Raw genomic sequence first — 25,727 nt, 5'->3', positions numbered from 1 at the left:
TCTTGCGGGGCCACAATAGTAATTGATTTTATTGATAAAAGTGGCCTCAGCCACTTTGGGATGTCCATCGCCATCCCTGTCATTTTCGACATAAGCCTTATGTCTGTCCCTTATGTCGGAAGGGCTTTACAGCTCGTTAATTAACGATAGTTTATATCCATAAGGATATGCAATATCCTTAATAACGGACCGGCTATGGCATCATCATCATCGGTCGAGCCGACCTAATTGGTCCAAAGCCGCAGGCAGCAGAGATAAACATGAGCCCAAACAACCCCGCACATGTCGAAAGAGCGAGGCCCGACGAATTGGTTCCATCGCGCTACGCGCTGCGGATCGGCGACATTGACGTGATGATCATCAGCGATGGTGTGCTGCCTCTGCCGACCGAGACAATGTCCACCAACGTCGACCCGGTCGTTCGGGCAGCATGGTTCAAGGACATATTCCTGGGGCCGGATGCGTTCGACTGGGCGCTGAACGTCGTCGTGGTGCGTAGCGGCGGCCGGACCATCCTCGTCGACGCCGGGCTAGGGACGGAATTTCCGGGCTTTCCGCGGGCCGGGCAGTTGGTCCATCGACTGGAAGCCGCCGGTATCGATCTTGGGTCCGTGACTGACGTGGTGCTTACCCACATGCACATGGACCACGTTGGCGGGCTACTCGTCGACGGGGTAAAAGACCGGCTGCGTCCGGACCTGCAAATCCACGTGGCCGCCGCCGAGGTCAAGTTCTGGGCAGCGCCTGATTTCTCCCACACCGCCATGCCGTCGCCGGTGCCGGATGTGCTTCGATCGGCCGCCAAGCAGTTCTTGAACGACTACCGCAGCCATTTGCGTCCGTTCGAGGAAGAGCATGAGGTGACGCCGGGCGTGATCGTCCGTCGCACTGGAGGCCACACCCCCGGGCACAGCGTGGTTCGCGTATCATCCGGCGATGAGCGGCTGACGTTCGCTGGCGACATAGTGTTCCCGGTCGGGTTCGACCATCCCGACTGGCACAATGGCTTCGAACACGACCCCGAGGAGGCGGTCCGCGTCCGGATCCGACTTTTGCGGGAAATGGCGGCGACTGGTGAACTGCTGGTAGCCACTCATATGCCATTCCCGTCCATTGGCCGGGTGGCGATCGCCGGCGAAGCCTTTCGCTGGGTGCCGGCCTTCTGGGACTATTAATGGCTAAGCCTTCGTCCTGACGACCTATCGACGGGCCGGCTTCTCATCGAGAGGGCCGGCTTTCTTCGCAGATTCTGCGGAAGCGCGGCCGATCGCGCCAAGTCGCAAATCACAGAGGTCGCTGCCAGCCATGCGGTCTACATATCGCAGCCCAAGGCTGTGGCAAAGACTATCGAGAAGGCGGCCGAAGCCCTATCGGCTCAATAAGCCAACGCGGCGGGGGAGTGCTCTCCCGCCGTCGCTCTCATCAGCCAGTGAACCGCTGGCGCCGCTCCGTGATCAATCCGTCCAGTTCGCAAGCAGCGTGGCGGTGCTGGCAAGGGCGATCTGCTGCGGCATGCGCGGCAACAGAACGTCTATGGTCGCCTTGTGGGATTCCAGCGACCCACTGGTCACGGCATCCTTCACCACGATTATCCTGTATCCTCTGTCGATGGCGTCGAAGACCGTCGCGAGCACGCAGACATCTGTCTCCACGCCGGTGATTACCAGCGTATCGACGTTGCGGGCGGCAAGCCGGTCCGCCAGCCCACTGACGCCGAACATTGAATAGGTCGGCTTGTCCAGGGTTTCTGCCTGGCGCGCCAACGCGGTAAGTGGCTCGATCACGTCGACCAGGCCGGGGTCGCTCGACGATGCTTGCACTATTCCCGACCAGTGTTGGTAGTAGCTCCGCCAGTTGCCTTCGGCCGCGTCGGGCGTTTCAGGCACGGTAAAGCGCGCGAAGATCGTGCGGCCGGGCTTGGCCTCGATGATCCTGGCGATGTTGGGCACGATGTCGGCCAGCGTCGGTGTATGCCATTCCGTTTTTTCAGCGAACAGGCGCTGCATGTCGATGCACAGATGAACGGCATTGGGGCCGATGCGTACGGCTGTTTCGGTCATGCCGCGGCCTCCAGCGGAACAGTGTGCAGGGGCGACCATGTCAGTTCCACAACGTCACCAACCGAGTGCGGCCTTGCATCGCTGTTCTGGGCGAAGATCTTGAAGCTGAGCCCGTCGAAGGCCGCCTCGTAGGTCAGTGCCGTTCCCGCATAGACCGATGACGATATCGTTGCACTGACGCGGTTGCTGCGGTCGGTGTCTTTTCCACCACGCGCAACGTCTCTGATGACAATCTTTTCCGGCCGCACCGCGACGGTCGCCTCGCTTCCCGTGGCGGGCAGCGGTGCGTCGACGGCCACCGTCGATCCGTTGGCAAGCCTGATGCCGCCTGCAACGACCGTGCCGGTGAGGAAATTCGTGTCGCCCAGAAATTCCGCCGCGAAACGGGTCTTGGGGCGCTCGTAGACCTCTGTCGGAGCGCCGATCTGCACGATGCGGCCCCGGTCGAGGATCGCCACCTTGTCCGACAGTGTCAGCGCCTCTTCCTGATCGTGGGTGACGAAGATGGTTGTCAGGCCGCTTTCCTTCTGGATGCGGATCAGTTCCACCTGCATCTCCTGGCGCAACCGGCGGTCGAGCGCGGAAAGCGGCTCATCCAGCAGAAGCACGCTCGGCTTGGTGACGATCGCCCTGGCCAGCGCGACACGCTGCTGCTGGCCGCCGGACAATTGCTTGGGTTTGCGGTCGCCGAAACCGGGCAGGCGCACAAGCTCGAGCGCGCGCTCGACCTGCTTGCGCGACTCCTCGCCCTTGATGCCGCGGCGGGCCAGTCCGAACGCGACGTTTTCGTTCACCGTCATATGCGGGAACAGCGCGTAGGACTGGAACACCATGCCGATGTTGCGCGCCCAGACCGGCATCCGCGTGACATCGTTTCCGCCGATCGCGACATTGCCCTGGTCCGGGATGATGAAGCCGGCGATGATGCGCAGCAGTGTGGTTTTCCCCGACCCGGACGGTCCGAGCAGGCTGGTGAAGGACCCTTGCGTGAAATCCGTGGAAATGTCCGTTAGGACGGGAACCGAGCCATAGTTCTTGGCGATCGAACGGACTTCAACGTTTGTCACTGACGCCTCCCGGCTTTGCGAACAGGGCGAAGATCACGATGACCGCCATCGAGCCGACCAAAAGGATGGTCGAGATGGCGTTGATCTCCGGGGTGAAACCCTTGCGAATTGCCGAATAGATCTGCACCGGCAGGGTCGAGAATCCGGGCGTGGCAAGGAAGTACGAGATGACGAACTGGTCGAGCGAGACGGCGAAAGCAAACAGTGCCGCGCCCAGAATGCTTGGATAGAGCAGCGGCAAGGTGATCGAAAAAAAGGCGTGTACCGGCGTCGAGCCGAGGCTCATCGCCGCCTCCTCGAGATCGGCGCGCACGGTCTGGAAACCCGTGCCGACGACCAGCACCACATAAGGGATGGCAAGCGCCACATGGCCGATCAGCAGCGCGTGCAGGCCGCGGCCGATGCCGCTGTAGAAGAAGAACACCAGCATCGCCGTGCCGGTGATCAGCCAGGGAATGGCGATCGGCGGCAAGAGCATGAGCTGAAGCAGCGTCTTGCCGCGAAAGGTTCTCCGCGACAGCGCGACGGAAGCCATGGTGCCGAGCACCGTGGCGATGATCGAAGTGGCAACCGCGATCCAGATGCTGTTGATGCCGGAATTGACGAGCGGAGCGTTGCCGGCAAGCGCCTGATACCAGCGGGTCGAGAAGCTGAACGGCAGTTCGTAGAGCGGGGATTCGTTGAACCCCATCGCCATCATCACCAGGATCGGCAGATAGAGGAAGGCGAGGATGGCGGCGATGTAAAAGCGGGCGGCGATCTTCATCTTGGCATCCTCACAAGGCCGTGCCGCGGCGCAGCACGCCGGAGAAGGTGGCGAAGATGCCGAGGACGACGGCGAGCATGGTGAAGGACAGGGCGGCGCCGAGCGGCCAGTTGAAGGCCTGCGTGAACTGATCCTCGATCACCGTGCCCATGGTTACGCCGACACGGCCACCGAGGATCCTCGGTTCCATGAACGAGCCGATTACCGGCACGAAGATCAGGACCGATCCGGAGATCAGGCCGGGCGCGGCCATCGGCAACAGAATCTTCCAGAGGATCGTCCACCAGCGCGCGCCAAGGCTGCTGGCGGCTTCGACGATGGTGTTGTCGATCGTGACCAGCGCGATGTAACAGGTCAGGATCATGTAGGGCAGGTAGCCATGCACCAGGCCGACCACCACAGCTTGCCGCGTGTAGAGGAACCCGACCGACCCGGCGCCGGGCCAGACCGAATGGATCGCATAGTCGAGAAAGCCGCCTTCGCGCAGCACCATGGTCCAGGAGAACACGCGCACGAGACCGTTCGTCCAGAACGGCAGCAGCACCAGGATCAGCAGCGTCTCGCGCACCTTGCCCTCGGTGGCGCGGACCAGCGCCAGGGCAGCAAAGAAGCCAAGCACCGCGCAGAAAAACGTCGTCCAGAAGCCCATCAGCAGGGATTGCCAGGCAACGCCGAGCAGATAGGGTTGATCGATAAAGGCCCGGTATTGCTTGAATGTGAAGACGATCGGGGCTTTGCCCATCGGCGTTGCGGTCAGGAAACTGAACGCAAACATGGTGCAGAGCGGCAGGAACACCGCCAGCGTCAGCCAGCCATAGGTCGGCACCAGCAGCGCAGCCGTCGACGCCCATGGCGGCAACGGCTTGCGCGAGCCGCCAGGCTCGCGCAACTGGGTGGAATTGGCCGGATCAAGCGGCATAGAATGCCTTGACCTCTTGCCAGAGATTGTTGAACGCCTCGCGCTGCTCATCGGTCAGGGCTGCCTGGATTGTCGACGTCTTCAGGTACTTGGGATCGTGGATCAGGCGGGTCAGGTCGTCAGCCGGCAGCTTGTCCATGGCGGTGGAGTTCGCCGAAGCCGGAGCACCCACCTTGGTCGCCCATTCCACATAGAACTCAGGATCAATCATGTAGTTGATGAAGGCCAGGGCCGCATCCGGATTTGCGCTGCCGGACACGACGTTCAGCGTGTCCATCCAGACAAGCGCCCCCTCCTTCGGAACGACGAACTGGACAGGAAGCTTGGAAATGTGCTTCGACCGCGCCGAGGAACCCGACCAGTAGACGGATAGGTCGAACTCTTTGGCGGCAAACGATTTGTTCCACTGATCTTCGCTCGACCACATCAATTTGATGTTGGGTTTGAAGCTCTTGAGCTTGTCGGTAATGGCGGCCAGATCGGTAGGCTTGTTCATGTCCTGGCCGGTCAGCAGCGCGACAAGCGCCACCATGGTAACGGCATCGTCAGACAACGCCACGCGCCCGACATTGGCCGGGTCGCCCAATGCCGCGTAGCTGTCCGGGATCGTTCCACCTTCGCGAGCAGCCAAGGCCGTCATGCCCCAGACCCACGGAACGCCGTAGCCTGTGCCGTCGATGTTGCGGTTGGCGCTGTTGACCAGATCCGGCGACAGCCCGGCGGCGTTCGGCACTTTGCTGAAGTCGGCCGCAACGACCAGACTGTCGGCGACGGCTTGCGACACGCGGGCGCTGTTGATCAGCACAACGTCGTAGACGCCAGGGTTGGTCCGCAGCTTGGTCAGCATTTCCGGTTCCGAGCTGAAATAGTCGTGCACCACCTGGATTCCGGTCTTTTCGGTGAAGGCCTTCACCGCCCAGGCCTCGTCGGTGCCGTAGCCCTGCCAGTTCAGAACCGTTATGCTGGTCGCGGCCCGTGCCAGCCTCGGCCTAGCCAAACCGGCCGCTGCGGCAGCACCCATGATTGTCAGAAAACTGCGTCGTGTCTGTTGCATGTTCTTCTCCCATTTTTGTTAGTGTACAAACAAACTTCGAGATGGCTTAATTGTCAAGTGATCTCTAATTCGACCGCCGCCGCCCGCTCCGCCCATCATCGATCCAACGGAAATATCCCATGCTCAAAAACGCGAATTTGCCCGCCGAAAGCGCTTGGAACACATGGTCGGAACGGCCGGGCGAGATGGTGTTTCTGCCGCTCGGCGCACGCGTCACGCCAGTGCTGTTCTCGTCCGGCGCGCGCAAGGCGACAACCATCCGCCCGCCCGCCGAAATTCGCTTCGGGCGGCACGGCCTGCATGGCGAGGTCATCGATTTCGAGACTAATCATGGCGGCACGCGGCTCGAGTTCTCCTACGCAAAACGCGATCCCTTCTGCATCGAAGGCCGCTGGTCGGTGCGTAAAAAGCATGAGTGGGGTCTGCGCTACTGGGTTGTGCTTTGCCTGTCGGCGGAGGGTGGGGAAGAGGTCACCTACAGCCATGACGATGGCGCCGCGACCCTGGCCGTCGGACAGCGATACGTGTCGCTGGTTTCGCGCGACGCACCGGTACAGGTGACCGGTCACGACAGCATCGAAGCCCTGGTCGCCGACATGGACGCCAACGGTTATTTCGATCTCTCGAGCCGTTCGAATTCCGCAAAGGTCATAGCGCTGCGCTTCAATCTCGAAATGATGCCGGAGGCCCGGTTTGCCGCGGCGGTGGCTGACAGCCGCGCCCTTGCGGTGAAGACAGCGAAGCGAGCGCTGGTGGCAGACACGGCACCCGCCACGCCGCTTCACACCGGGCGCAACGAGGGCGCGCTCGACGCGGTGCGCGACGTGATCGGCTGGAACACGCTTTACGACCGCATCAACGCCCGCCCCTATACCGCGATCAGCCGTATCTGGAATCTCGGCGGCTTCGCCGTCTGGTTCAACGACCAGACGTTCGCGGCGCTGATGGCCGGTCTTTTCGATCCATCGCTTGCGCGCGAAAATTTCGATGTCGCTATGGCCAGCGCGACCCCGCAAGGCAATTTCGCTTGTCTGCTGACCTCGCGCGATTCCTGGGTCGACCGTAGCCAGGCGCCGCATGGCGCCTTTATCGCGTGGACGATGTATCTGCGCAGCCGCGACCGGTCGTTGCTCGAAAACGCCTATGGCCCATTGCTGCGGAACAACCGGTGGTGGCGAACCAGCCGCGATCCGGACGGGCGCGGGCTGGTTTCCTGCGGCACCTCGGACGTTGGCGACGCCCTCTACAAGGGCACAGCTTTCGGCGCGCGCAACGAAACCGGCATGGACAATTCCGCAACGCATGATGAGGCGGTCTACGATCCAGCCACACGCTCGCTGTCGACGTTTGACGTCGGGCTCAACTGCGCGCTGGCGCTCGACACCGAAATGCTGGGAAAGATCGCCCGTGAACTCGGCCACATCGACGATGCCGCGGGCTTCGAGGCTCTCGCGCAGGATACGCGCGACAAAATCCGGACCGAGCTGTGGGACGAGGCGCGCGGGCAGTTCGCCAACCGGCAGCGCCATGGCGGCTTCGTTTCCAGCGTCGGCCCGACAAGCTTCTATCCGCTGTTGTGCGGCGCAGCCAGCGAGGCGCAGGCAGCCCGGCTTCTTGAGCATCTCGCCGATCCCGCGACATTCGGCGGGCAGTTCGTGCTGCCCAATGCGTCGCGCAACGATCCCGCCTACAAGGAAAACGTTTATTGGCGCGGGCGCATCTGGGCGAACGTCAACTATTTCGTCTGGCAAGGTCTGCGCCGTTATGGATTCGAGCTGGAGGCGGCCGAACTTGCTCGCAAAAGCCTTGCCATGTTTGAGCAGTCCTGGACGGCCGCGCGGCTTTGCGGTGAGAACTACAATGCCGAGACCGGCGAGATCGTCGACCAAGGCGATGCCGATCCCTTCTACACCTGGGGCGCCATGCTGCCGCTGCTCGGCGTCTGCCAGGTCATGGACATCGGCCCGTGGCACGGATGGGAATTGGCAAACACCGGCGAAGCCGTGCGGCTAGGTCCGCTGTCGAGCCCCGCCGGTGATGTCGTGGTCACTGTCGAAGCGGGGACACTCACTCTCTCGGCCAGAGGCGCCGTGCTGTTTTCCACCGATCATAGGGGTCGCATCAGCCACATCGTCGTGGAAAGAGGGCTGCTGTCGGTCCGTTTCCGGGAGGGCTGTTCGGGCATTGCGAGCTTCCGGCTTGGGCCGGACATGGCCGCGCGCCTCGTGTCGGCGCGTCTCGGTGAGCAGGAGGTCGCGACGGTGCTCGAAGACGGATGCCGCATCGTGGATCTGTCCGGGGCAGGGACCGGCGCGCGGCTCGACTGCTACCTGACGCCGTGAGCGGCAAATTGCTTGACGGGCTCGACTGGTTCCGCAAGCCGGGGCCGGATTTTCGGCCGGCGGTCTTCTGGTTCTGGCACCGCATTCCGAGCGCATCAGAAATTCGGCTGCAACTGGCGGATATCAGCGAAAAGGGCGTCGGCACGGTGATGATCCAGGCGCGTCGCGCGCTTGCGCTCGAATCCTATCTGTCGCCTGCATATCTGGACGCATATCGGCGCGCGGCCGCCGAGGCGCAGCGGCTGGGCCTCAGGGTCACCATCTACGACGAGTATGGCTGGATGTCGGGTCATGGCGGAGGGCGTACCGTCAACGGCGCGGATCATCTGCGCGAGCGCCACCTGTTCTGGACGAGTGGGGTGGTAAAGGGGGCGCGTACCGAACTTACGATTTCCAACATCCACTCGCCGTTCCTCGATTTCCTCGGCGAGGCAGGCCGCACCTGGTGCTACGAAGACGGCGTGCCGCGCTGGGGTGACTGGCAGGTGGTGCTCGCCGTCTCGCACCCGGACGACCAGACGGCTATTGCGGCCGAAAGCGCCGTCCGGCCGGTGACAGGCACTATCAACATCGAGCAAACCGGTGATGCCGCGTGCCGCATTGTGATCGAGAATGGTAGCGCCGTTCCGACGGGCAGCGCGGTCACCCTCTTTGCATCGGCGCGGTGCCTGACCTCCCGGCTCATCAACTATCTCCTGCCGGAAGCGGCGCAACGGTTCGCCGACACCGTCTATGCCCCGCTGCTGGACGCCGCCGGTGGCGCAGCGGACGGCTTTTTCTTCGACCACCCCTATGCCGGTTTCCACGTCTGGGACGAGCATCGCAGCAATCTCGGCAACAGCCTGCTCTGGGACGCCGCCGACCCGGCCGACGCCATGCAAATGCTGTCGCTGCTGCGCGACGTCGGTCCGCGCACGGCCGAGCTGCGGGCCGGCTTTTTCGAAGCCTATGGCCGACGCATGCATGAGGCCTTCTTCGGAACGCTGTCTCGCTGGACCGCCGAGCGCGGCGTCGGTTTTACCGGACACGAACTTCTGACCCATGTCGGCGCCTGGCGGTTGCACGCCGGCCTCACCGGCTTCGATCCGCGCAGCATGCCGGGTGTCGACTATTTCGGCGTCGACGCCTATCGCAGCGTGACGGCGGTCGACGCCGCCGACTATGCGCCGCAGCTTTCCGCCAAGCTCGGCGACAGCGTGGCGCGGGCGCATTGCCGCCGGCGCTGCATGATCGAGCAATATTCGACCGGGCGGGAGACCGGCGCGCCAGGCCTTGCCGGCCAATGGGGGCTGACGGCCGAGCGCTTCCGCGCGCAAGCGATCCGCCATCTCCTGTTCGGCGCGCGGCAGATCCTGCTGCACGCCTACAACGTCACCAATGGCGCCAAGGGCGACGGGCTGCTCAGCGCCAGGTTCGATTTTCCGCCGGCCTTCAACTTCGAGCCGTGGTGGGAGGATTGCCCGGCGATCTTCTCGGAACTGGCGCGGCTCTCGGCCTTTCTGGAGGATGGCGAACCGCTGCGGCCGGTGGCGCTTCTTTATCCGCTCGAGACGATCCGTGCAGAGGCAATGGCGCCTGCCTGCGGGGACCATTTCGGCTGGTGGGCGGAAGCACTGGCACGCGCGGGCCTCGGCTATGACGTTGTGGACGAGCGCATGCTTGACACGGTGCTGGGTGCAGAGCCGCGCTACGAGACGCTGGTGCTGCCCGCGGTGACGACGCTTGCTTCGGTTGATACGGCTGAGATCATCGCTGCTTTCGTGCGAAACGGCGGCAGGCTGCTGGCGACCGGCCCGTTGCCGCACAAGACCAGAATGAAAGGCGAGGAGCAGTCCTGCGTTGCGTTATTGAGCAGCCTTGCTGCGGTGTGCGGGCGTGTGGTGCATCTGCCGGATGCGGTACAGCAAGACATCGCGCGCCTTGTCGCGGCCGAACCGCGTCCGCTGCCCGACATTCAGTTCGAAGATGGCCCTTCCTGGAGTTCGGTTTCGCGGTGCGGCGACAGCTGGCGGCTGGCAGCGTTCAACGATCAGGCGACGACGCGGCGTCTGAAAATCCAGCTCGCCGAGCCGGCGCCGGAAATCTCGTTCTGGAGTCCCGAGAGCGGCGAAGTGGCTGTCTTGCCACATAGGGTGGTCGACGGAACGCTGACCCTTGATGTTGGTGCCCAGCGTCTGGTGTGCCTGTCGATCCGCAATGGCGAGAAGGCACTATACAGCTCGGTCGATACCGGCCGAGGTCACGCCACCACGCTTGCCGGTGCGCCGGCATCGATCGTCCTTGCCGACGGCTGGACGCTGGAGATCGACGGCGGCGAACCGATTTCGATTGCCGTCGATCGCGGATGGGAGGCGCAAGGCCATGCCACTTTCGCCGGCACCGGAGTCTACCGCCGGCGCGCAAACCTGCCTGACCTGACCGACGGTCTCGTCTGGCATCTGCTGCTGCCAGGCCTGCATGAAACGGCGGAGCTTTGGCTCGATGGCGCGTTCATAGGCCGGCATATCGCAGGAGAAGCGCGCTTCGCTCTGCCTGTCTCGCAGGGCGAGGTTGCAATCGAGCTTCGCGTCAGGAACACGGCGGCAAATCGTTATTATGCAGGCACGCCTTTTTGGGGTGGCACGCCGCTGCCCTCGGGACTGACTGCGGCACCATGTCTCTGTGCTGGTCGCCAGAGCTTGGTTGCCAATCCAAGGGCCGCCACTGAAACTGCATCGTGTTGAGGAACTCGTACCGAATGAGAATTCGCGCATGAACATAGATGGTATCTGCGATCCACGCTTTGCCGGCGTGCGCGAGGCGTTTGGCAGGTCTTTCGACCAAGGGCTCGAGCATGGCGGCGGCGTGTCGGTCGTGGTGCATGGCAGGACCGTCGTTGATCTGTGGGGCGGCCACGCCGATGCCGCGCGCAGCCGCCCGTGGCGGCAAGACACGCTGATCAATGTCTGGTCCTGCACCAAGGGCGTTGTGGCCTTGGCCATCGCCATGTTGGTGGAGCGCGGCAAGCTCGATTACGCCGCACCCGTTGCGCGCTACTGGCCGGAATTCGCGGCTGGCGGCAAGGAGCGCATCACGCTCGATCAGGTGATGTCGCATCAGGCCGGGCTGAACGGTCTCGCAGTGCCGATGGACGAGGCAGGGCTTCTGGCGTGGACGCCCTTTGTCGACGCGCTTGCCGCCATGTCACCCCTATGGGAGCCGGGCAGCCGCTGCATCTATCATGCTCTTACCTACGGCCACCTTGCTGGCGAAGTGCTGCGCCGCGTCGACGGACGCAGCATGGGCCGCTTCATTGCGGAAGAGATCGCAGGCCCGCTTGGCGCCGACTTTCATGTCGGTCTGCCGGCCAGCGAGGATCTCAGGGTCGCCGAGATGATTGAAGGTCCAAAAACTTCAGACTGGGTCGAGTTTGTCCGCGCCTCGCCATTTCCCCACGCTGGCGACAATCCCACACCCCGGGCATCGGCGCCCAACGACCGCGCATGGCGCGCCGCCGAGGTGCCGGGCGGCAATGGCCAGTCGACGGCGCACGCACTGGCACGCATCTACGGCATGATGGCGGCCGGCGGCGTTTGGGAGGGCAAGCCTCTGATCGGTCGGACGGCAATCGAAGAAGCAGCAAGACCTCGCATTCGCGGCATGGACGACAGCTTCGCGTTGCCGACAGCCTTCGCCGCCGGCTATCAGATGGAGGATCCCACCTATGCCGGGCGCGCGTCGCCGCAAACGTTCGGTCACAGCGGCTGGGGCGGCGCCATTGGCTTTGCCGATCCCGCCGCCGGTGTCGGGTTTGGCTATGTCACCAACCGTATGCTCGGTTTCGACGACCTCGATCCACGCCGCAAGGTTTTAATCGACGCCGTTTATGACGCGCTTTGAAGCATGCACACACGCTGGCCATTGATTTCGGTGACTCCGAACATCACGACACCAGAGCGCCAACCACCGCGGCACAGTCACCGGCTTTGACCAGACCTGGAAAATGTCGCGCCGCCAGCATGCCGGACATTTTTGCCCTGATCTCCTGCGGAGCGATGCCGGTGCGGCCGGTGGAATGGATGCGCGCCAGTACCGCCCCTTCTTTCACGGGCTCGCCGAGATCGACCATGGTTTCGATCATGCCGTCCTCCTCGGCGAAGGAGAAGCAATCGCCGGACGGCATGTCGAGCCATTGCGTCGGGCTCTTCTCGAGTGCACCCTCAACGATGCCGGCATGACGCAGCACATTGCTGATGCCGCGCCGCGCAATCCGCACGGTCTGGGCACGCGAGGTGCCGCCACCGCCAAGCTCGGTGCTGACGAAGACCTTGCCCATTTCCTCCGCAGCCGTGTCGTACATGCCGACGGAGTCGATCTCGATCATGCGCATCGAGAACGGTGCGGAGAACGCCGCGACCGCATCAAAGGCTTTCTGCTCCTGTGCCTTGTCGGGCACAGTGTGCGCGGCGCAGAACGGCACGAAATCGAGCGTCTTCCCGCCGGAGTGGAAGTCGAAAACGAGGTCGGCGCGCGGCAGCAATTCGCGCTGGAAATAGTCGGCGATCTTTTCCGTCACCGTGCCGTCGGGGCGACCGGGAAAACTGCGGTTCATGTTCCCCTTGTCGATTGGCGACGTCCGGGTGCCGGCGCGAAATGCCGGATAGTTCATCGCCGGCACCATGATCACCGTGCCGCTGACTTGCTTCGGATCGAGGGTGCGGGCGAGTTCGTAGAGCGCCAACGGCCCCTCATACTCATCGCCATGATTGCCGCCCGAGAGCAGCGCCGTCGGCCCCGCGCCATTGCGGATGACGCAGATCGGGATCATCACCGAGCCCCAGGCCGAGTCGTCGCGGCTGTAGGGCAGGCGAAGGAAACCATGTTGCACGCCATCCTTGTCGAAATCGACGGTCGGGGCGATCGGCGATGGGCGGAGCATGGACGTCATTTTCAATTCTTCACCACAAGTTTGCGCGGCACATTTGCCAGGCACTCTACACCGGTTTCGGTGATCAGGATGGATTCGGTGATCTCCAGCCCCATCGTCTCCAGCCACAGACCGGTCATGAAATGGAAGGTCATGCCGGGCTTGAGTTCGGTGCGGTCGCCGGGGCGCAGGCTCATCGTGCGCTCGCCCCAGTCCGGCGGATAGGACAGACCGATCGGATAGCCGGTGCGGTTGTCCTTGACGATGCCGTATTTTTTCAACACGGCGAAGAAGGCGTTGGCGATGTCCTCGCAGGTGTTGCCGGGTTTCGCCGCTGCAAGCCCCGCCTCCATGCCTTCCAGCGTCGCCTTCTCCGCATCGAGAAATTCCTGCGTCGGCTTGCCCAGAAAGACGGTTCGCGACAGCGGGCAGTGGTAGCGGTTGTAGCAGCCGGCGATCTCGAAGAAGGTCCCTTCGCCCGACCTCATCGGCTGGTCGTCCCAGGTCAAATGCGGTGCAGAAGCGTCGGCGCCCGACGGCAGCAGCGGCACGATCGCCGGATAGTCGCCGCCGATCCCGTCGACGCCGCGCGTGCCGGCATCGTAGATTTCGGCGACAAGATCGCATTTGCGCATGCCGACTTCCATCTTGTCGACGATGCGCTGGTGCATGGCTTCAACGATACGCGCGGCCTTGCGCATGTAATCGATCTCGGTCGCGCTCTTCACCGCGCGCTGCCAGTTGACCAGCGCGGTGGCATCGACAAAGCGGGCATTGGGCAAATGCTTTTGCAGTGACGCGAAGGCGGCCGCCGAGAACCAGTAATTGTCCATCTCGACGCCGATGCTGAGCTTCCCCCAGCCACGATCGGCCAGCACGCTGGCCAAAAAATCCATGGGGTGGCGCTCGGTCGACTGCACATAGTGGTCGGCATAGCCGACGATGTTGTCATGGGCGAGATAGGCCGTGCGCTTGGCGCCGTTGGCATCCTGGCCGCGGCCATACCAGACCGGCTCACCCGATGGCGGCACGATGACTGCCTGGTGGACATAGAACGACCAGCCGTCATAGCCGGTCAGCCAGGCCATGTTGGAAGGATCGCTGACAACCAGGAGATCGACCCCTTTCACCTCCATGGCTTTCCGCGTCTTGGCGAGGCGTTCCGCAAATTCGCCACGCGAGAATTTCAGGTTTGGTTGCATTGTTCTTGGATCCTCGTTTGTTGGGCCTAGAGCCTGTTTTCAACTGTGTTGAAACCGGCTCGTCGTTCTTGTTTGAGCGTGATCTTTTCGGAAAACCGGTTCCCACTTTTCCGGATCACGCTTTGGCCAGCATCAGCTTTCGAGAATGGTTCCCGACTTGGCTGCCCGCGCGCGGTCTCGAGCGAGCGTCGCGATCGCGGTGTCCTGCACGCCGGTGCCGGTGAGGTCGGCGATGGTGATGTCGCTTGCTGAACGCCTTCCGTGCTTTTCACCGGCGATGATCTGGCCGAGCTCGGTGACCGCCATATCGGCGCCCATCACTCCCGAAGCGATGGCGTGGTGAAGTTCGCCGAGACGCCGCGTTTGCTTCGCGCTGTCGGCGACATAGAGATCGGCCATGCGCAGGATCGCCGGCGCGATCTCGTTCTTATGCTCGGCGTCGGATCCCATGGCGGTGATGTGCTGGCCGGCAACGACAAAGCCAGCCTTGATCAGCGGCTCGGTCGACGGCGTGGTGGTGACGATGATGTCGGCGCCACCAATCGCCGTTGCCGCGTCCGGTTCGGCGCGCACGAGGATGCCAAGTTTTTCGCGCAGGGCGCTTGCTGTCGCCTCCGCCTTGACGGCATCGCGCGCCCAGATGCGTGCCTCGGCAATTGGCCGCACCAGCATGAGCGCTTCGAGCTGCAGCCCGGCTTGCACGCCGGCGCCGAAGATTGCGGCAACGGAGGAATCCGGCCGCGACAGATGCTTCGCCGCGACGGCGCCCGCGGCGGCCGTGCGGACATCGGTGAGGTAGCCATTGTCGAGCAGCAGCGCCTCGACCACACCGGTTCTTGCCGATAGCAGCACCATCATGCCGCCTCCGCTGGGCAGACCGAGTTTCGGATTATCGAAGAAGCCGGAACTTATCTTGACGGCGAAACCATCTATGCCAGGCACATAGGCCGACTTCACATCCACTTCGCCGCGATGCTCGTGAATGTCCAACCGCAGGATCGGCGGCATCGCCACCGGCAATGTGGCGAGCGCACGGAAAGCGTTTTCGACACAGGCGACAGCGTCGAGATCGAGGGTCACGATTGTGCGCAGTTCTTTCTCGGTAAGGACCATCATCCGGCTCATGCGTCGCGCTCCGCGATTGCCTTACCGCAGACGATCCTGCGGTGCGTGTTCATATCGATGTTGCGACCGGACAGCAGTACCACCACCGGTCCGTTCGCCTTGACCTTGCCGGCGAGCAGCGCAGCGACGCCGACCGCGCCGGCGCCTTCGACGATCTCGCGCTCCTGTTCATAGGCGTGGCGGATGCCGGTGGCGATCTCGTCCTCGCTGAGCAGGATGACATCGTCGAGCAGATCGCGGCACATGGCAAAGGTCAGCCGGTTGTCGAGACCGATGCCGCCGCCGAGCGAATCCGCCAGCGTCGGCAACTCCTCGACCTCGACCGGCCGGCCGGCATCGAGGCTCACCTTCATCGCCGCGCCGCGCGCCATCGAAACGCCGATCACTTTTGTCCCGGGGCTGACGCCCTTGACGGCTCCGGCGATGCCCGAGGCGAGCCCGCCGCCGGAGAGCTGCACCAGGACGAGAACGGCATCCGGAACCTGCTCGATCATCTCCAGCCCGAGCGTCCCTTGCCCTGCTATGATGTCGGGATGGTCGAAAGGCGGCAGCATCATCAGCCCCTCTTGCGCCACCAGCCGTTCGACCTCCTTTTGCGCCTCATCCTGGCTGTCGCCGATGATGCGGACGTCCGCGCCAAGCCGACGGATCTCGTCCAGCTTGTTCCGTGGCACCATCCGCGACATGCAGATCACCGCGCGCATGCCTTCGAGCTTCGCGGCATGGGCAAGCGCACGGCCATGATTGCCGGTCGATGACGCGATCACGCCGCGCGCCTTCTCCTCGGCGCTCAGTGAAGCGACGGCATTCGAGGCGCCGCGCAGCTTGAAGCTGCCGGTTGTCTGGCGATGCTCAAGTTTGAGGTGGACGGGGACGCCGCAGCGTTCCGACAGGCTCTGGGACAGCTCAATGGGGGTGCGCTCGACTTTGCCGGTGATACGTTCACGAGCGGCGCGGATGTCTTGGAGGGTGATGGCGCGCGTCATGGTCTTACTGTTCAAGCGGCAACGTCATTAGCCGGCCGAACTCCGGACGCGGCGTGTCGTCGCCACAAAGCCGCAGGCAGTTCCAGGCACTGGCCTGATTGCTGGTGACAACGGGGATACCGACCGCCTGTTCCATGCCGGGAACGGCAAGGGCTGCCCGCAGCGCCGTACAGGAGACAAACAAGGCATCAGCCTCGGCATGCGTTGCGTCCCGGGCCAGATCGACCAGCGAGGCGGGCGCAATACGGGCCATCTCGCGGTCGTCCTCGAAGCCAAGACAAGTGAAGCTCAATATGTCGAAGCCGCGCTCGGCGAAATAGGTTGCCATCGGCCGGCTGGTCTCAACCGTGTAAGGCGTGAGGATGCTGATCCTTTTCGCGCCCAGCGCCTTCAGCCCACGCACCCCAGCCATGGGCGGCGTCACCACTCGTACGCCCGGCTTGGCGGCTTGGATTGCTGCCTCGATCTCTGCATCGCCGATAACCACCGAGGCCGACGTGCAGGAGTAGCAGACGGCGTCGAGCTTTTCGTCGGGCAGGATCAGTGCCGCGCCCGCCGCCAGCTCCGGCTGCATCTTGCGAAGGTTCTCGGGTGTCGTCGGGTTCTTGTAGGGGATGCGCGCGACATAGACGCCGACCCGTTCGCTCGCCACCATGCGGCGGAAATCCGGTTCGCTGGTGTGGTCGGTGGCAAGGATGATCAGGCCGACGCGCTTTTCCAGCGGGCGCGCATCGAGTGCCGGCCTTGTCGGCGTCAGCCTGATTTCGGGCAGCGGTTTCATGGAAAAATTACCTTTCGATCTTGCCGTAGCGATGTTCCAGCCAGCGCAGCAGCACGACCGAGAAGAGGCTGATGACGAGGAAGAAAGCACCGACCAGCGTAATCGGCTCGATGTAGCGATAATAGGTGTTGGCCACACTCTTGGCCTGGTTCATCAGCTCCAGCACGGTGATCGCCGATAGCAGCGGCGTCTCCTTGAACATGGCGATGAAATAGTTGGCCAAAGCCGGGATCATCGGCGGGATCGCCTGCGGAATGATGATGTTGGTCCAGGTCTGCGTGGCGCTCAGATTGCATGCCTTGGCCGCTTCCCACTGGCCGCGCGGCACATTGTCGATGCCGGCGCGGTAAACCTCCGCCGTGTAGGTGCCGTAGTGCAGGCCAAGCCCGATGACACCGGCGACCAGCGGCGGCAACAGGATGCCGAAATCGGGCAGCACGTAGAAGATGAAATAGAGCTGCACCAGAAGCGGCGTGCCGCGGATGAATTCGGCAAGGAAGCCGACGGTGCGTGACAGCGCCTTGTTGGGCGAGCGGCGCGCCAGCGCGATGCCCAGGCCGACAATCGCCGCCAGCACCGAGCCGAGCAGCGTCGCCAGGATGGTGATCTTCACACCCTGGATCAGCGTCGGCATGATCTCCCAGACGAAGTTCCAATCCCAGTCCATCAGACGCGCACCCCGTCGAGGCCGCGCGCCATACGGCGTTCCAGAGAACGCACGCCCCAGGAGATGATCAGCGCCAGCGCGAAATAGATGATCAGGATGGTGGTGAACGGCACCAGCGTGTTGCCGGTCTGCGAGCGCACGACCTGCGCCTGGAAGGTGAGATCGGCGAGCGAGATCAGCGACACCACGGAGGTCGCCTTGAGCAGCTCGATGGCGTTGTTGCCGAAGGTCGGCAGCATGATCAGCAGCGCCTGCGGCAGGATGACGTGGCGCATGCCTTGCCAGCGGCCGAGGTTGAGCGCGATGCAGGCCTCATATTGTTCGCGGCCGACCGACTGGATGGCGCCGCGCACCACTTCGGCCGCATAGGCGCCGACGTTCAAGCCCAGCGCCAGCACGCCCGCCTGAAGGGGTGTCAGTTCGAGGCCGATCAACGGGAGCACGAAATAGGCAAAGAACAACTGCACGAAGATCGAGGTGCCGCGGAAGAATTCGATATAGACGGTTGCCAGCCAGCGCAGCGCGAAGAAGCGCGACACGCGACCCATGCCGGCGAGGAAGGCCATGATCAACGCGAGCACCGACCCCATCAGCGTCAGCTCGATGGTGACAAGCGCTCCCTGCAATATCAGGCCGAGATAGCCGGACCACTGGGTCATCTGTGCTTACTATTCCACTTCATTTGCGGTTGCGCAGGGCAGCTGCGACAGCTCCTCTCCCCGTTCTACGGGGAGAAGATGCCGGTCCACCCTCTGTAGCTGCAGCGCAGCTGCTGCGGAGGACGGGCAGGCAGATGAGGGGCAGCGCGAACCCACGAAAGTATGCGCCGCCCCTCATCCGTCACTTCGTGACACCTTCTCCCCGTGAACGGGGAGAAGGAAGAAGGCCCTACTTCGCGGCGCAGAGCTTGTCGCGCGTGGTCGACATCGCTGCCGCCGCCGAGAAGCCGTAGGGCTCGATAATCTTGGCGAATTCGCCGGATTTCTTCATCTTGGCGAGTTCGACGTCGAAGGCATCGCGCAAGGCCTCGTCGCCCTTCTTGAAGGCGGCGCCGTCGCAATAGACCGGCGCGCCCTGCACCGGCGCAATCACTTCGAGGTTCGGATCGTTCGCCTTCTTGACCAGGTCATTGATCGACAGGACGGGAAGCGAATAGGCATCGATGCGGCCATCCTGCAGCATCTTCAGGCCGCTCTGGCCGTCCGGAACGACAATGACGCGCTCGCGCGGCACGCCGGCGTTGAGCGCCAGCTTCTCCTCGGTGCCGCCACCGGGGGCGCCGATCGTAGCGCTGGTGTCCTTGGCGACATCCTCATAGCTCTTGAAGCCCTTCGGATTGCCTTTCTTCACCAGCATCGCCTCGGCGTCGCATAGCACCGGTTCCGAATAGACGACCGCCGCGCAGCGCTCCGGCTTCATGAACAGACCGGCGGTGACGACGTCGAAGCGGCCGGCCTGCAGGCCGGGGATCATCGCGCCATACTCCGAGATCGACGCGACGATGTCGCCAACGCCGAGACGCTTGAAGACCTCGCGCGCCACATCAGGCGCCGCACCCGAGACCTTGCCGTCGGCGGCGACCGCCGTATAGGGCGGCTCATTGGCGATGGCGACGCGGGCAAAGCCCTGTGCCTTCAGCTGCTCGAGCTTGTTGTCGTCGGCCGAACCGGTGCTTGAAGCGGCCAGAACCGCCGTCAGTGCGAGACCGGCAACGCCGGCCAGAATGCCAAGTTTCTTCATTGTTCCCAACTCCTTGTTTTCTTGTCTTGGTTTTGTGTGGGGCGGTCTTCCGCCCCGCAAAGCGGTCAGACACGATGTCCGGCCGCGATGATCTTCTTCAGGAAGCCTTGCGTGCGCTCCTGCTTGGGATGGCGGAAAATCTCGTCGGGCTTGCCTTCTTCGACGATCCGGCCGCGGTCGAAGAACAGCACGCGGTCAGCGAAGTCATGGGCAAAGCCCATCTCGTGGGTGACCAGCAGCATGGTCATGTCGGTCTCGGCGGCGAGCTTGCGCATGACGTTGAGCACCTCTTCGACCAGTTCCGGATCGAGCGCCGAGGTCACCTCATCGAACAGCATGATCTTTGGCGACAGCGCCAAGGCGCGAGCAATCGCCACGCGCTGCTTCTGGCCGCCGGACAATTGCGCCGGCATCGACTTCGCCTTGTCGGCCATGCCGACCATGTCGAGCAGTTCCATCGCCCGCTTCTCGGCAGCGGCGCGCGGCGTGCCCTTGGTCAGCATCGGCGCCAGCGTGACATTGTCCATGACGCATTTGTGCGGAAACAGATTGAACAGCTGGAAGACCATGCCGATCTTCTGGCGCATCTTGGTCAAATGCCGCTCGTCGGCGGGCAGCAGCTGGCCATTGCGCTCCATGTGGTAGAGCTGCTCGCCATCGATCTGGATATGGCCGCCGTCGATCTTCTCCAGCGTCATCAGGATGCGCAGGATTGTCGTCTTGCCCGAGCCGGACGGGCCGATCAGCGCCAGCTTCTCGCCGGGCATGACCTGCATCGACAGGCCGTCGAGCACCTTGAACGAGCCGAAGCTCTTCGAAATGGCGTCGACCTTGATGATGGGTGTGGACAAATGAATTTCCCCTGCTGGAGAAGCCTGTGCCCCTTAACGATGCGGAACGCGCCAAATCATGTCAATTGAGAAAATAATATCATGACAATATTTCCGGCGACGCACAATTTCAGGGCAATTTCCGCTCAGATCGCGAGCAGCAGATGCTCCGGATCGCCAAGCAGCAGCTTGGTGACAACGCCGAGGCCGGCGCGCAGTTCCCCCTCGGTGGTCGAGCCGAGCGAAATGCGCACCGCCGGATGCCAGGGCGCGTCGGAGATACGGAAGGAAGTGCCGGGCGCGATTGCCACGCCTTGCAGGCGGGCCTGGGCGACAAAACTCTCCTCGGCGCGGTCTGCGGGCAGTTGCAGCCAGACATGCAGCCCGTCGCGCCGGGCGCGGTAGTCGACACCGGCCAGCACCTCGGCCGCGATGTCCTGCCGGCGCCGCAAGGCCGCGCGCTGCCAGCGGACGAGTTCCATCGCGGTGCCGTCGGTCACCCATTTGGTGGCGATCTCGGCCACCAGCGGTGTCGCCATCCAGTTCGAGACCAGATGCCGGTTGGCAACGGCGGCGACATAGCGGTCGGGCGCGGCGAGGTAGCCGATGCGCAGGCCAGGCACGGTGATCTTGGTGAAGGACGTGACGTAGAGCGTGCGCTCCGGCGCGAAAGCCGCGACCGGCGGCGGCCGGTCCTCGACCAGGGGACCCAGCACATCGTTCTCGATGATGGCGATGTCGTGCTTGCGCGCGACGGCGGCGATCTCTTCGCGCCGCCGCGCATCCATCAGCGTCGCCGTCGGATTGATCACCGAAGGCTGTACGAAGACCGCACGAATGTCGGTGAGCTGGCAGGCCTCGTCGAGCGCTTCCGGGATCAGGCCGTTGCCATCGATCGGCAAGCCTTCGAGGTTGAAGCCGAGATATCGCGCCAACGGTACCAGCGTGTGGTGACCAATGGCCTCGGTGGCGACGGTCGAGCCCGGCGGCGCGACACTCATCAGCGCCACCGTCATCCCGGCGGTGGCGCCGTTGGTCAGGCTGATGTTCTGCGCAGAGACATCCAGCCCGCACAGCTTCAGCCATTCGACCGCCACCGCGCGGTGGCGCGGAAACACCATGTTGGGCCGGAACGACAGCGCCGAACTCGAAGGCAGGTTTTCGGCCAGCCAGCCCAGCGCCTGCTTCAGCCGTTCCAGATGCATCGGCTCGCAGACCGGCTTCAGGATGGAGAGATCGATGACCTCGCCGAGGCGCTCAGGCAGATAGGGTGGCTCCGGTTCGCGGCGCTGCGTCTGGACAAAGCTGCCGCGGCCGATCTCGCCGGAAATCAGGCCACGGCGGATCAATTCCTCATAGGCACGGCTGACCGTCTGCACCGACAGTTTCAAATCGTCGGCCAGCCGGCGATGCGTCGGTAGCCGCGCGCCATTGGCCAGTCGCCCGTCATGGATGGCGCGTGCGAACTGGTCGGCCAGCGATTGATAGGCCGGCCGGCGAAGAAGCGCGGGATCGGGTTGCCACAATGTCATGACTTATTAGGATCGAAATCAGTGCAATTGACAATCGAAATAATGCGCCATCATGGTGATGCCGACAAAAAGTGGACGCCGATGACATCAGCGAAACTCGACGCGATCGACCTGAAAATCCTTGACGCCATCCAGCGCGACGGGCGCATCACCAAGCTGGCGCTGGCCGAACAGGTCGGCCTGTCGCCGACGCCGTGCTGGATGCGGCTGCGCAAGTTGGAGAAGGCCGGCATCGTCTCGGGCTATCACGCCAGGATCGCCATGCGCGTCGTGGCGCCGGTCGCCACCGTGCTGATGGAGGTGACGCTGGCCAGCCACCGCCAGGCCGATTTCGACCGCTTCGAGCGGGTCATCCGCGACATCCCCGAAATCGTCGCTTGCTGGTCGGTCGGTGGCGGCGTCGACTATGTCTTGAAGGTGATGGCGCGCGACATCGACGCCTATCAGCGGCTGGTCGACGGCTTGCTCGAGCGCGAGATCGGCATCGACCGCTACTTCACCTACATCGTCACCAAGACGGTGAAGGAGGAGATTGTACTTCCGATAGCCGAGTTGCTGCCGATGCCGTCGTAGGCCCAGAGAGATTGTCTGTTGGGCCCACGCAATAGAGAGAGTCTCTCTCCTTCAAGGCGTGCAAACAGCCTCTCTGTCTGCTGACGCCAGATAGTCTTCCCGCATCGTCCGAACCGGGAGGCCTCGACCATGTCCGCGCATTTCGCCCGCTCACATCGCCATGAAGCGCTCGACCGTCTCACCGATCGCCGGCTGCTGCGCGAGCTTGCCTATGTCGGCGGCCACTGGACGGCGAGTGAGGCCGCCGAAAGCTTCGAGGTCACCGATCCGGCGACCGGCAGCACAGTTGCTTTCGTCGCTGCACTCGATGCCCGGCAAACGACGAAAGCAATCGATGCCGCCGCGCGCGCCTTCCCGGCATGGCGTTCGCTGTTGCCGCAGGAGCGCTCAAAAATCTTAAGAAAATGGTTCGAGCTGATCATTGCGGCCAAGGATGATCTGGCCCTGCTGATGACGCTGGAGCAGGGGAAGCCGCTGCAGGAGTCACTCGGCGAGATCGACTATGCTGCGTCCTTTGTCGAATGGTATGCCGAAGAAGCAAAGCGCCTGAACGCCGAGAGCGTCACCAGCCATCTGCCGAATGCCGAAATGATGGTGCGGCGCGAACCGCTCGGTGTCGTCGGTGTAGTGACGCCGTGGAATTTCCCGTCGGCGATGCTGACCCGCAAGGCGGCCGCAGCCCTTGCCGCCGGCTGCACCATCGTCGCACATCCCTCTTCGGAGACGCCGCTGTCGGCGCTGGCGCTGGCCGAACTCGGCGAGCGCGCCGGCCTGCCTGCCGGTGTCTTCAACATCGTCACCGGCAAGGCCGCGACGATTGTCGGCCGGATGTGCGAGGATGCGCGGGTTCGCGCCATGAGCTTCACCGGCTCGACCGAGATCGGTCGGTTGATAGCCGCGCAGAGCGCGCCGACGATGAAGCGGCTTGTGATGGAGCTTGGCGGCCATGCGCCGCTGATCGTCTTCGCCGATGCCGATCTCGACAAGTCGGTGGGCATTGCCATCGACGCCAAGTTCGCCACGTCAGGACAGGATTGCCTCGCAGCCAACCGCATCTATGTCCAGCGCCCGATCTACGATCGCTTCTGCGCCGCCTTCGCAAGGCGCATCGAGGCGCTGCGGACCGGCAACGGTCTTGCCGACAAGACCGACATCGGGCCGCTGATGCATGAGCGCGCCGTCACCAAGGTCGAGGAACAGGTCACCGATGCCATCGCTCATGGCGCGCGCTGCCTCGCCGGCGGCAAGCGGCATCAGGCCGGACCGCTGTTCTACCAGCCGACGCTGCTGGCCGATGTCAGCGACGAAGCGTTGATCATGCGCGAAGAGACTTTTGGGCCGGTGGTCGCCGTCACGCCTTTCGACAGCGAGGACGAAGTGATCGCCCGCGCCAACGCCACCGAATATGGTCTGGTCGCCTATGTCGTCACCGAGCACGGCGGCCGTCAGCAGCGCATGGGCCGCGCGCTCGACTACGGTATGGTGGCCATCAACCGCGTCAAGATCACCGGCGCGCCGATCCCGTTCGGTGGCGTCAAGCAGTCCGGCATCGGTCGCGAAGGCTCGCGCCACGGCCTCGAAGCCTTCACCGATCTCAAATATCTCTGCCTGGACGTGGCCTAAGATGTGTCGATATTCAGGTGATGCCGGCCTGCAAATGCCAGGCTTCTGCGCTTCCGGTGCTCACGTACTTGAGTACGCTCCGCTCCGGTTCTCGAAACCTGACATTTTCGGCTCGGCCTGACCTGAATCTCAACACATCTTAAGTCGCGTTCGCTTTCCTCAAGGAGTCCAAAAATGCTCGACCAGTCCAACGAACTCAACGCCTGGGATCGCGACCATTTCTTCCATCCCTCGACCCATATGGGCACGCATGCGCGGGGCGAGAGCCCGACGCGCATCATGGCCGGCGGCGAAGGCGTCACCGTCTGGGACAACAATGGCAAGAAGAGCATCGACGCCTTTGCCGGGCTCTATTGTGTCAATGTCGGCTATGGCCGCCAGAAGATCGCCGACGCCATCGCCACCCAGGCGAAGAACCTCGCCTATTACCACGCCTATGTCGGCCACGGCACAGAGGCCTCGATCACGCTTTCCAAGATGATCATAGACCGCGCGCCGAAAGGCATGTCGAGGGTTTATTTCGGCCTCTCCGGTTCGGACGCCAACGAAACCAACATCAAGCTGATCTGGTACTACAACAACGTGTTGGGCCGGCCGGAAAAGAAGAAGATCATCTCGCGCTGGCGCGGCTATCATGGCTCGGGCGTGATGACGGGATCGCTCACCGGGCTCGACCTGTTCCACAACGCCTTCGACCTGCCGCGCGCGCCGATCCTGCACACCGAGGCGCCTTACTATTTCCGCCGCGCCGACCGATCGATGAGCGAGGAGCAGTTCTCGCAACATTGCGCCGACAAGCTGGAAGAGATGATCCTGGCGGAAGGCCCCGAAACAGTCGCCGCCTTCATCGGCGAGCCGATCCTCGGCACCGGCGGCATCGTGCCGCCACCGACCGGCTACTGGGAAAAGATCCAGGCCGTGCTGAAGAAGTATGACGTGCTGCTGGTCGCCGACGAGGTGGTGACGGGCTTCGGCCGTCTCGGCACCATGTTCGGCTCCGACCATTACGGCATCAAGCCGGACCTGATCACCATCGCCAAGGGCCTGACCTCGGCCTATGCGCCGCTGTCGGGCGTCATCGTTGCCGACAAGATGTGGCAAGTGCTGGTGCAGGGTTCCGACAAGCTCGGCTCGCTCGGCCATGGCTGGACCTATGCGGCGCATCCGATCTGCGTTGCCGCCGGTGTCGCCAATCTCGAACTGATCGACGAGATGGACCTGGTGACAAATGCCCGCGAGACCGGCGCCTATTTCCGCGCGGAACTCGCCAAGGCGGTCGGTGGTCACAAGCATGTCGGCGATGTGCGCGGCGACGGCATGCTGGCGGCAGTCGAGTTCGTCGCCGACAAGGACGACCGCGTGTTCTTCGACGCTTCGCAGAAGATCGGTCCGCAAGTGGCGACGGCCCTTGCCGCCAGCGGTGTCATCGGCCGCGCCATGCCGCAGGGCGACATTCTCGGCTTCGCGCCGCCGCTTTGCCTCACGCGTGAGGAAGCCGACATCGTCGTCTCGAAGACGGCGGATGCCGTCAACAGCGTGTTCGCCAATCTCTGA

General features: G+C 63.4%; 22 protein-coding genes. 7 read left to right on the top strand and 15 right to left on the bottom strand.

Translation table 11 applies throughout. The annotated features are described in order from the left end of the window. Positions 1-260: 260 nt before the first annotated feature. The gene (locus H0241_RS28360; RefSeq protein WP_181061077.1) at positions 261-1,175 is read left to right on the top strand and encodes an MBL fold metallo-hydrolase; all 915 of its coding nucleotides are present in this window, start codon (positions 261-263) and stop codon (positions 1,173-1,175) included. A gap of 279 nt (positions 1,176-1,454) precedes the next feature. On the opposite strand, the gene H0241_RS28355 is transcribed toward H0241_RS28360, so the two are convergent. From H0241_RS28355 to H0241_RS28335, 5 genes are read right to left on the bottom strand one after another with little or no spacing between them, the layout of a single operon-like run. After that, a complete protein-coding gene (locus H0241_RS28355) occupies positions 1,455-2,060 on the bottom strand; it encodes a cysteine hydrolase family protein (protein ID WP_181061076.1) in 606 nt (201 codons plus the stop codon). After that, positions 2,057-3,127, bottom strand: coding sequence for an ABC transporter ATP-binding protein (locus tag H0241_RS28350; RefSeq protein ID WP_181061075.1), 1,071 nt, complete (start codon positions 3,125-3,127; stop codon positions 2,057-2,059). The genes H0241_RS28355 and H0241_RS28350 overlap by 4 nt, the downstream gene beginning before the upstream one ends. Next, on the bottom strand, positions 3,114-3,893 hold the full coding sequence (locus H0241_RS28345; RefSeq protein ID WP_181061074.1) for an ABC transporter permease: 780 nt from the start codon (positions 3,891-3,893) through the stop codon (positions 3,114-3,116). Before H0241_RS28345 ends, H0241_RS28350 begins: the two co-directional genes overlap by 14 nt. A 10-nt stretch (positions 3,894-3,903) precedes the next feature. Then, a complete protein-coding gene (locus H0241_RS28340) occupies positions 3,904-4,812 on the bottom strand; it encodes an ABC transporter permease (RefSeq protein WP_181061073.1) in 909 nt (302 codons plus the stop codon). Beyond that, on the bottom strand, positions 4,802-5,833 hold the full coding sequence (locus H0241_RS28335) for an ABC transporter substrate-binding protein (RefSeq protein ID WP_181061091.1): 1,032 nt from the start codon (positions 5,831-5,833) through the stop codon (positions 4,802-4,804). Before H0241_RS28335 ends, H0241_RS28340 begins: the two co-directional genes overlap by 11 nt. Before the next feature lie 152 nt (positions 5,834-5,985). Here H0241_RS28335 and H0241_RS28330 point away from each other — a divergent pair, with 152 nt between their 5' ends. Genes H0241_RS28330 through H0241_RS28320 form a run of 3 tightly spaced genes read left to right on the top strand, consistent with a single transcriptional unit; the run spans position 5,986 to position 12,087 of the window. Then, positions 5,986-8,208 carry an MGH1-like glycoside hydrolase domain-containing protein gene (locus H0241_RS28330; protein ID WP_181061072.1) on the top strand — a complete coding sequence of 741 codons (2,223 nt, stop codon included), beginning with the start codon at positions 5,986-5,988 and terminating at the stop codon, positions 8,206-8,208. A gap of 8 nt (positions 8,209-8,216) precedes the next feature. Then, on the top strand, positions 8,217-10,931 hold the full coding sequence (locus H0241_RS28325) for a carbohydrate-binding protein (protein WP_181061071.1): 2,715 nt from the start codon (positions 8,217-8,219) through the stop codon (positions 10,929-10,931). 28 nt (positions 10,932-10,959) lie between these two features. Further along, positions 10,960-12,087, top strand: a complete 1,128-nt coding sequence (locus H0241_RS28320) for a serine hydrolase domain-containing protein (RefSeq protein ID WP_181061070.1) — start codon at positions 10,960-10,962, stop codon at positions 12,085-12,087. Positions 12,088-12,130: 43 nt separating this feature from the next. Here H0241_RS28320 and doeB read toward each other — a convergent pair whose 3' ends face one another. The 10 genes from doeB to ehuR form a co-directional block, all read right to left on the bottom strand. After that, a complete protein-coding gene (gene doeB / locus H0241_RS28315; protein ID WP_181061069.1) occupies positions 12,131-13,135 on the bottom strand; it encodes a N(2)-acetyl-L-2,4-diaminobutanoate deacetylase DoeB in 1,005 nt (334 codons plus the stop codon). A gap of 2 nt (positions 13,136-13,137) precedes the next feature. After that, positions 13,138-14,316, bottom strand: a complete 1,179-nt coding sequence (gene doeA / locus H0241_RS28310) for an ectoine hydrolase DoeA (RefSeq protein ID WP_181061068.1) — start codon at positions 14,314-14,316, stop codon at positions 13,138-13,140. 132 nt (positions 14,317-14,448) lie between these two features. Beyond that, positions 14,449-15,441, bottom strand: coding sequence for a cyclodeaminase (locus H0241_RS28305; protein WP_181061067.1), 993 nt, complete (start codon positions 15,439-15,441; stop codon positions 14,449-14,451). Beyond that, a complete protein-coding gene (eutB, locus tag H0241_RS28300) occupies positions 15,438-16,427 on the bottom strand; it encodes a hydroxyectoine utilization dehydratase EutB (RefSeq protein WP_181061090.1) in 990 nt (329 codons plus the stop codon). Before eutB ends, H0241_RS28305 begins: the two co-directional genes overlap by 4 nt. Before the next feature lie 4 nt (positions 16,428-16,431). Then, the gene (eutA, locus tag H0241_RS28295) at positions 16,432-17,208 is read right to left on the bottom strand and encodes an ectoine utilization protein EutA (protein ID WP_181061066.1); all 777 of its coding nucleotides are present in this window, start codon (positions 17,206-17,208) and stop codon (positions 16,432-16,434) included. Between the two features lie 7 nt (positions 17,209-17,215). Continuing rightward, positions 17,216-17,875, bottom strand: a complete 660-nt coding sequence (gene ehuD / locus H0241_RS28290; protein WP_181061065.1) for an ectoine/hydroxyectoine ABC transporter permease subunit EhuD — start codon at positions 17,873-17,875, stop codon at positions 17,216-17,218. Continuing rightward, positions 17,875-18,534, bottom strand: coding sequence for an ectoine/hydroxyectoine ABC transporter permease subunit EhuC (ehuC, locus tag H0241_RS28285; RefSeq protein ID WP_181061064.1), 660 nt, complete (start codon positions 18,532-18,534; stop codon positions 17,875-17,877). The genes ehuD and ehuC overlap by 1 nt, the downstream gene beginning before the upstream one ends. Before the next feature lie 229 nt (positions 18,535-18,763). After that, positions 18,764-19,615 (bottom strand): ectoine/hydroxyectoine ABC transporter substrate-binding protein EhuB, encoded by an 852-nt coding sequence (gene ehuB, locus H0241_RS28280; protein WP_181061063.1) that lies wholly within the window; start codon positions 19,613-19,615, stop codon positions 18,764-18,766. A gap of 65 nt (positions 19,616-19,680) precedes the next feature. Next, on the bottom strand, positions 19,681-20,466 hold the full coding sequence (gene ehuA, locus H0241_RS28275) for an ectoine/hydroxyectoine ABC transporter ATP-binding protein EhuA (protein ID WP_210285109.1): 786 nt from the start codon (positions 20,464-20,466) through the stop codon (positions 19,681-19,683). Between the two features lie 125 nt (positions 20,467-20,591). After that, positions 20,592-21,977 carry a MocR-like ectoine utilization transcription factor EhuR gene (ehuR, locus tag H0241_RS28270; protein WP_181061062.1) on the bottom strand — a complete coding sequence of 462 codons (1,386 nt, stop codon included), beginning with the start codon at positions 21,975-21,977 and terminating at the stop codon, positions 20,592-20,594. A gap of 81 nt (positions 21,978-22,058) precedes the next feature. Here ehuR and H0241_RS28265 point away from each other — a divergent pair, with 81 nt between their 5' ends. The 3 genes from H0241_RS28265 (at position 22,059) to H0241_RS28255 (ending at position 25,727) form a co-directional block, all read left to right on the top strand. Then, complete coding sequence (locus tag H0241_RS28265; RefSeq protein WP_181061061.1) at positions 22,059-22,550, top strand: Lrp/AsnC family transcriptional regulator; 492 nt, start codon at positions 22,059-22,061, stop codon at positions 22,548-22,550. A 129-nt stretch (positions 22,551-22,679) separates the two neighbouring features. Then, positions 22,680-24,173: an NAD-dependent succinate-semialdehyde dehydrogenase gene (locus H0241_RS28260; RefSeq protein WP_181061060.1), complete on the top strand. Its 1,494-nt coding sequence runs from the start codon at positions 22,680-22,682 to the stop codon at positions 24,171-24,173. 174 nt (positions 24,174-24,347) lie between these two features. Next, positions 24,348-25,727, top strand: coding sequence for an aspartate aminotransferase family protein (locus H0241_RS28255; RefSeq protein WP_181061059.1), 1,380 nt, complete (start codon positions 24,348-24,350; stop codon positions 25,725-25,727).

Origin of the sequence: Mesorhizobium neociceri (genome assembly GCF_013520985.1) — a bacterium.
GTDB lineage: Bacteria > Pseudomonadota > Alphaproteobacteria > Rhizobiales > Rhizobiaceae > Mesorhizobium > Mesorhizobium neociceri.
The sequence above is the reverse complement of the archived record's forward strand: the minus strand, read 5'-3'. Positions and strand labels throughout refer to the sequence as shown.

Excerpts from the sequence above, each read along its gene's own strand:
- H0241_RS28360 (WP_181061077.1), top strand. The coding sequence starts at position 261 with ATGAGCCCAAACAACCCCGCACATGTCGAAAGAGCGAGGCCCGACGAA.
- H0241_RS28355 (WP_181061076.1), bottom strand. The coding sequence starts at position 2,060 with ATGACCGAAACAGCCGTACGCATCGGCCCCAATGCCGTTCATCTGTGC.
- H0241_RS28345 (WP_181061074.1), bottom strand. The coding sequence starts at position 3,893 with ATGAAGATCGCCGCCCGCTTTTACATCGCCGCCATCCTCGCCTTCCTC.
- H0241_RS28340 (WP_181061073.1), bottom strand. The coding sequence starts at position 4,812 with ATGCCGCTTGATCCGGCCAATTCCACCCAGTTGCGCGAGCCTGGCGGC.
- H0241_RS28335 (WP_181061091.1), bottom strand. The coding sequence starts at position 5,833 with ATGGGTGCTGCCGCAGCGGCCGGTTTGGCTAGGCCGAGGCTGGCACGG.
- H0241_RS28330 (WP_181061072.1), top strand. The coding sequence starts at position 5,986 with ATGCTCAAAAACGCGAATTTGCCCGCCGAAAGCGCTTGGAACACATGG.
- H0241_RS28320 (WP_181061070.1), top strand. The coding sequence starts at position 10,960 with ATGAACATAGATGGTATCTGCGATCCACGCTTTGCCGGCGTGCGCGAG.
- doeB (WP_181061069.1), bottom strand. The coding sequence starts at position 13,135 with ATGACGTCCATGCTCCGCCCATCGCCGATCGCCCCGACCGTCGATTTC.
- doeA (WP_181061068.1), bottom strand. The coding sequence starts at position 14,316 with ATGCAACCAAACCTGAAATTCTCGCGTGGCGAATTTGCGGAACGCCTC.
- H0241_RS28305 (WP_181061067.1), bottom strand. The coding sequence starts at position 15,441 with ATGAGCCGGATGATGGTCCTTACCGAGAAAGAACTGCGCACAATCGTG.
- eutB (WP_181061090.1), bottom strand. The coding sequence starts at position 16,427 with ATGACGCGCGCCATCACCCTCCAAGACATCCGCGCCGCTCGTGAACGT.
- eutA (WP_181061066.1), bottom strand. The coding sequence starts at position 17,208 with ATGAAACCGCTGCCCGAAATCAGGCTGACGCCGACAAGGCCGGCACTC.
- ehuD (WP_181061065.1), bottom strand. The coding sequence starts at position 17,875 with ATGGACTGGGATTGGAACTTCGTCTGGGAGATCATGCCGACGCTGATC.
- ehuC (WP_181061064.1), bottom strand. The coding sequence starts at position 18,534 with ATGACCCAGTGGTCCGGCTATCTCGGCCTGATATTGCAGGGAGCGCTT.
- ehuB (WP_181061063.1), bottom strand. The coding sequence starts at position 19,615 with ATGAAGAAACTTGGCATTCTGGCCGGCGTTGCCGGTCTCGCACTGACG.
- ehuR (WP_181061062.1), bottom strand. The coding sequence starts at position 21,977 with ATGACATTGTGGCAACCCGATCCCGCGCTTCTTCGCCGGCCGGCCTAT.
- H0241_RS28265 (WP_181061061.1), top strand. The coding sequence starts at position 22,059 with ATGACATCAGCGAAACTCGACGCGATCGACCTGAAAATCCTTGACGCC.
- H0241_RS28260 (WP_181061060.1), top strand. The coding sequence starts at position 22,680 with ATGTCCGCGCATTTCGCCCGCTCACATCGCCATGAAGCGCTCGACCGT.
- H0241_RS28255 (WP_181061059.1), top strand. The coding sequence starts at position 24,348 with ATGCTCGACCAGTCCAACGAACTCAACGCCTGGGATCGCGACCATTTC.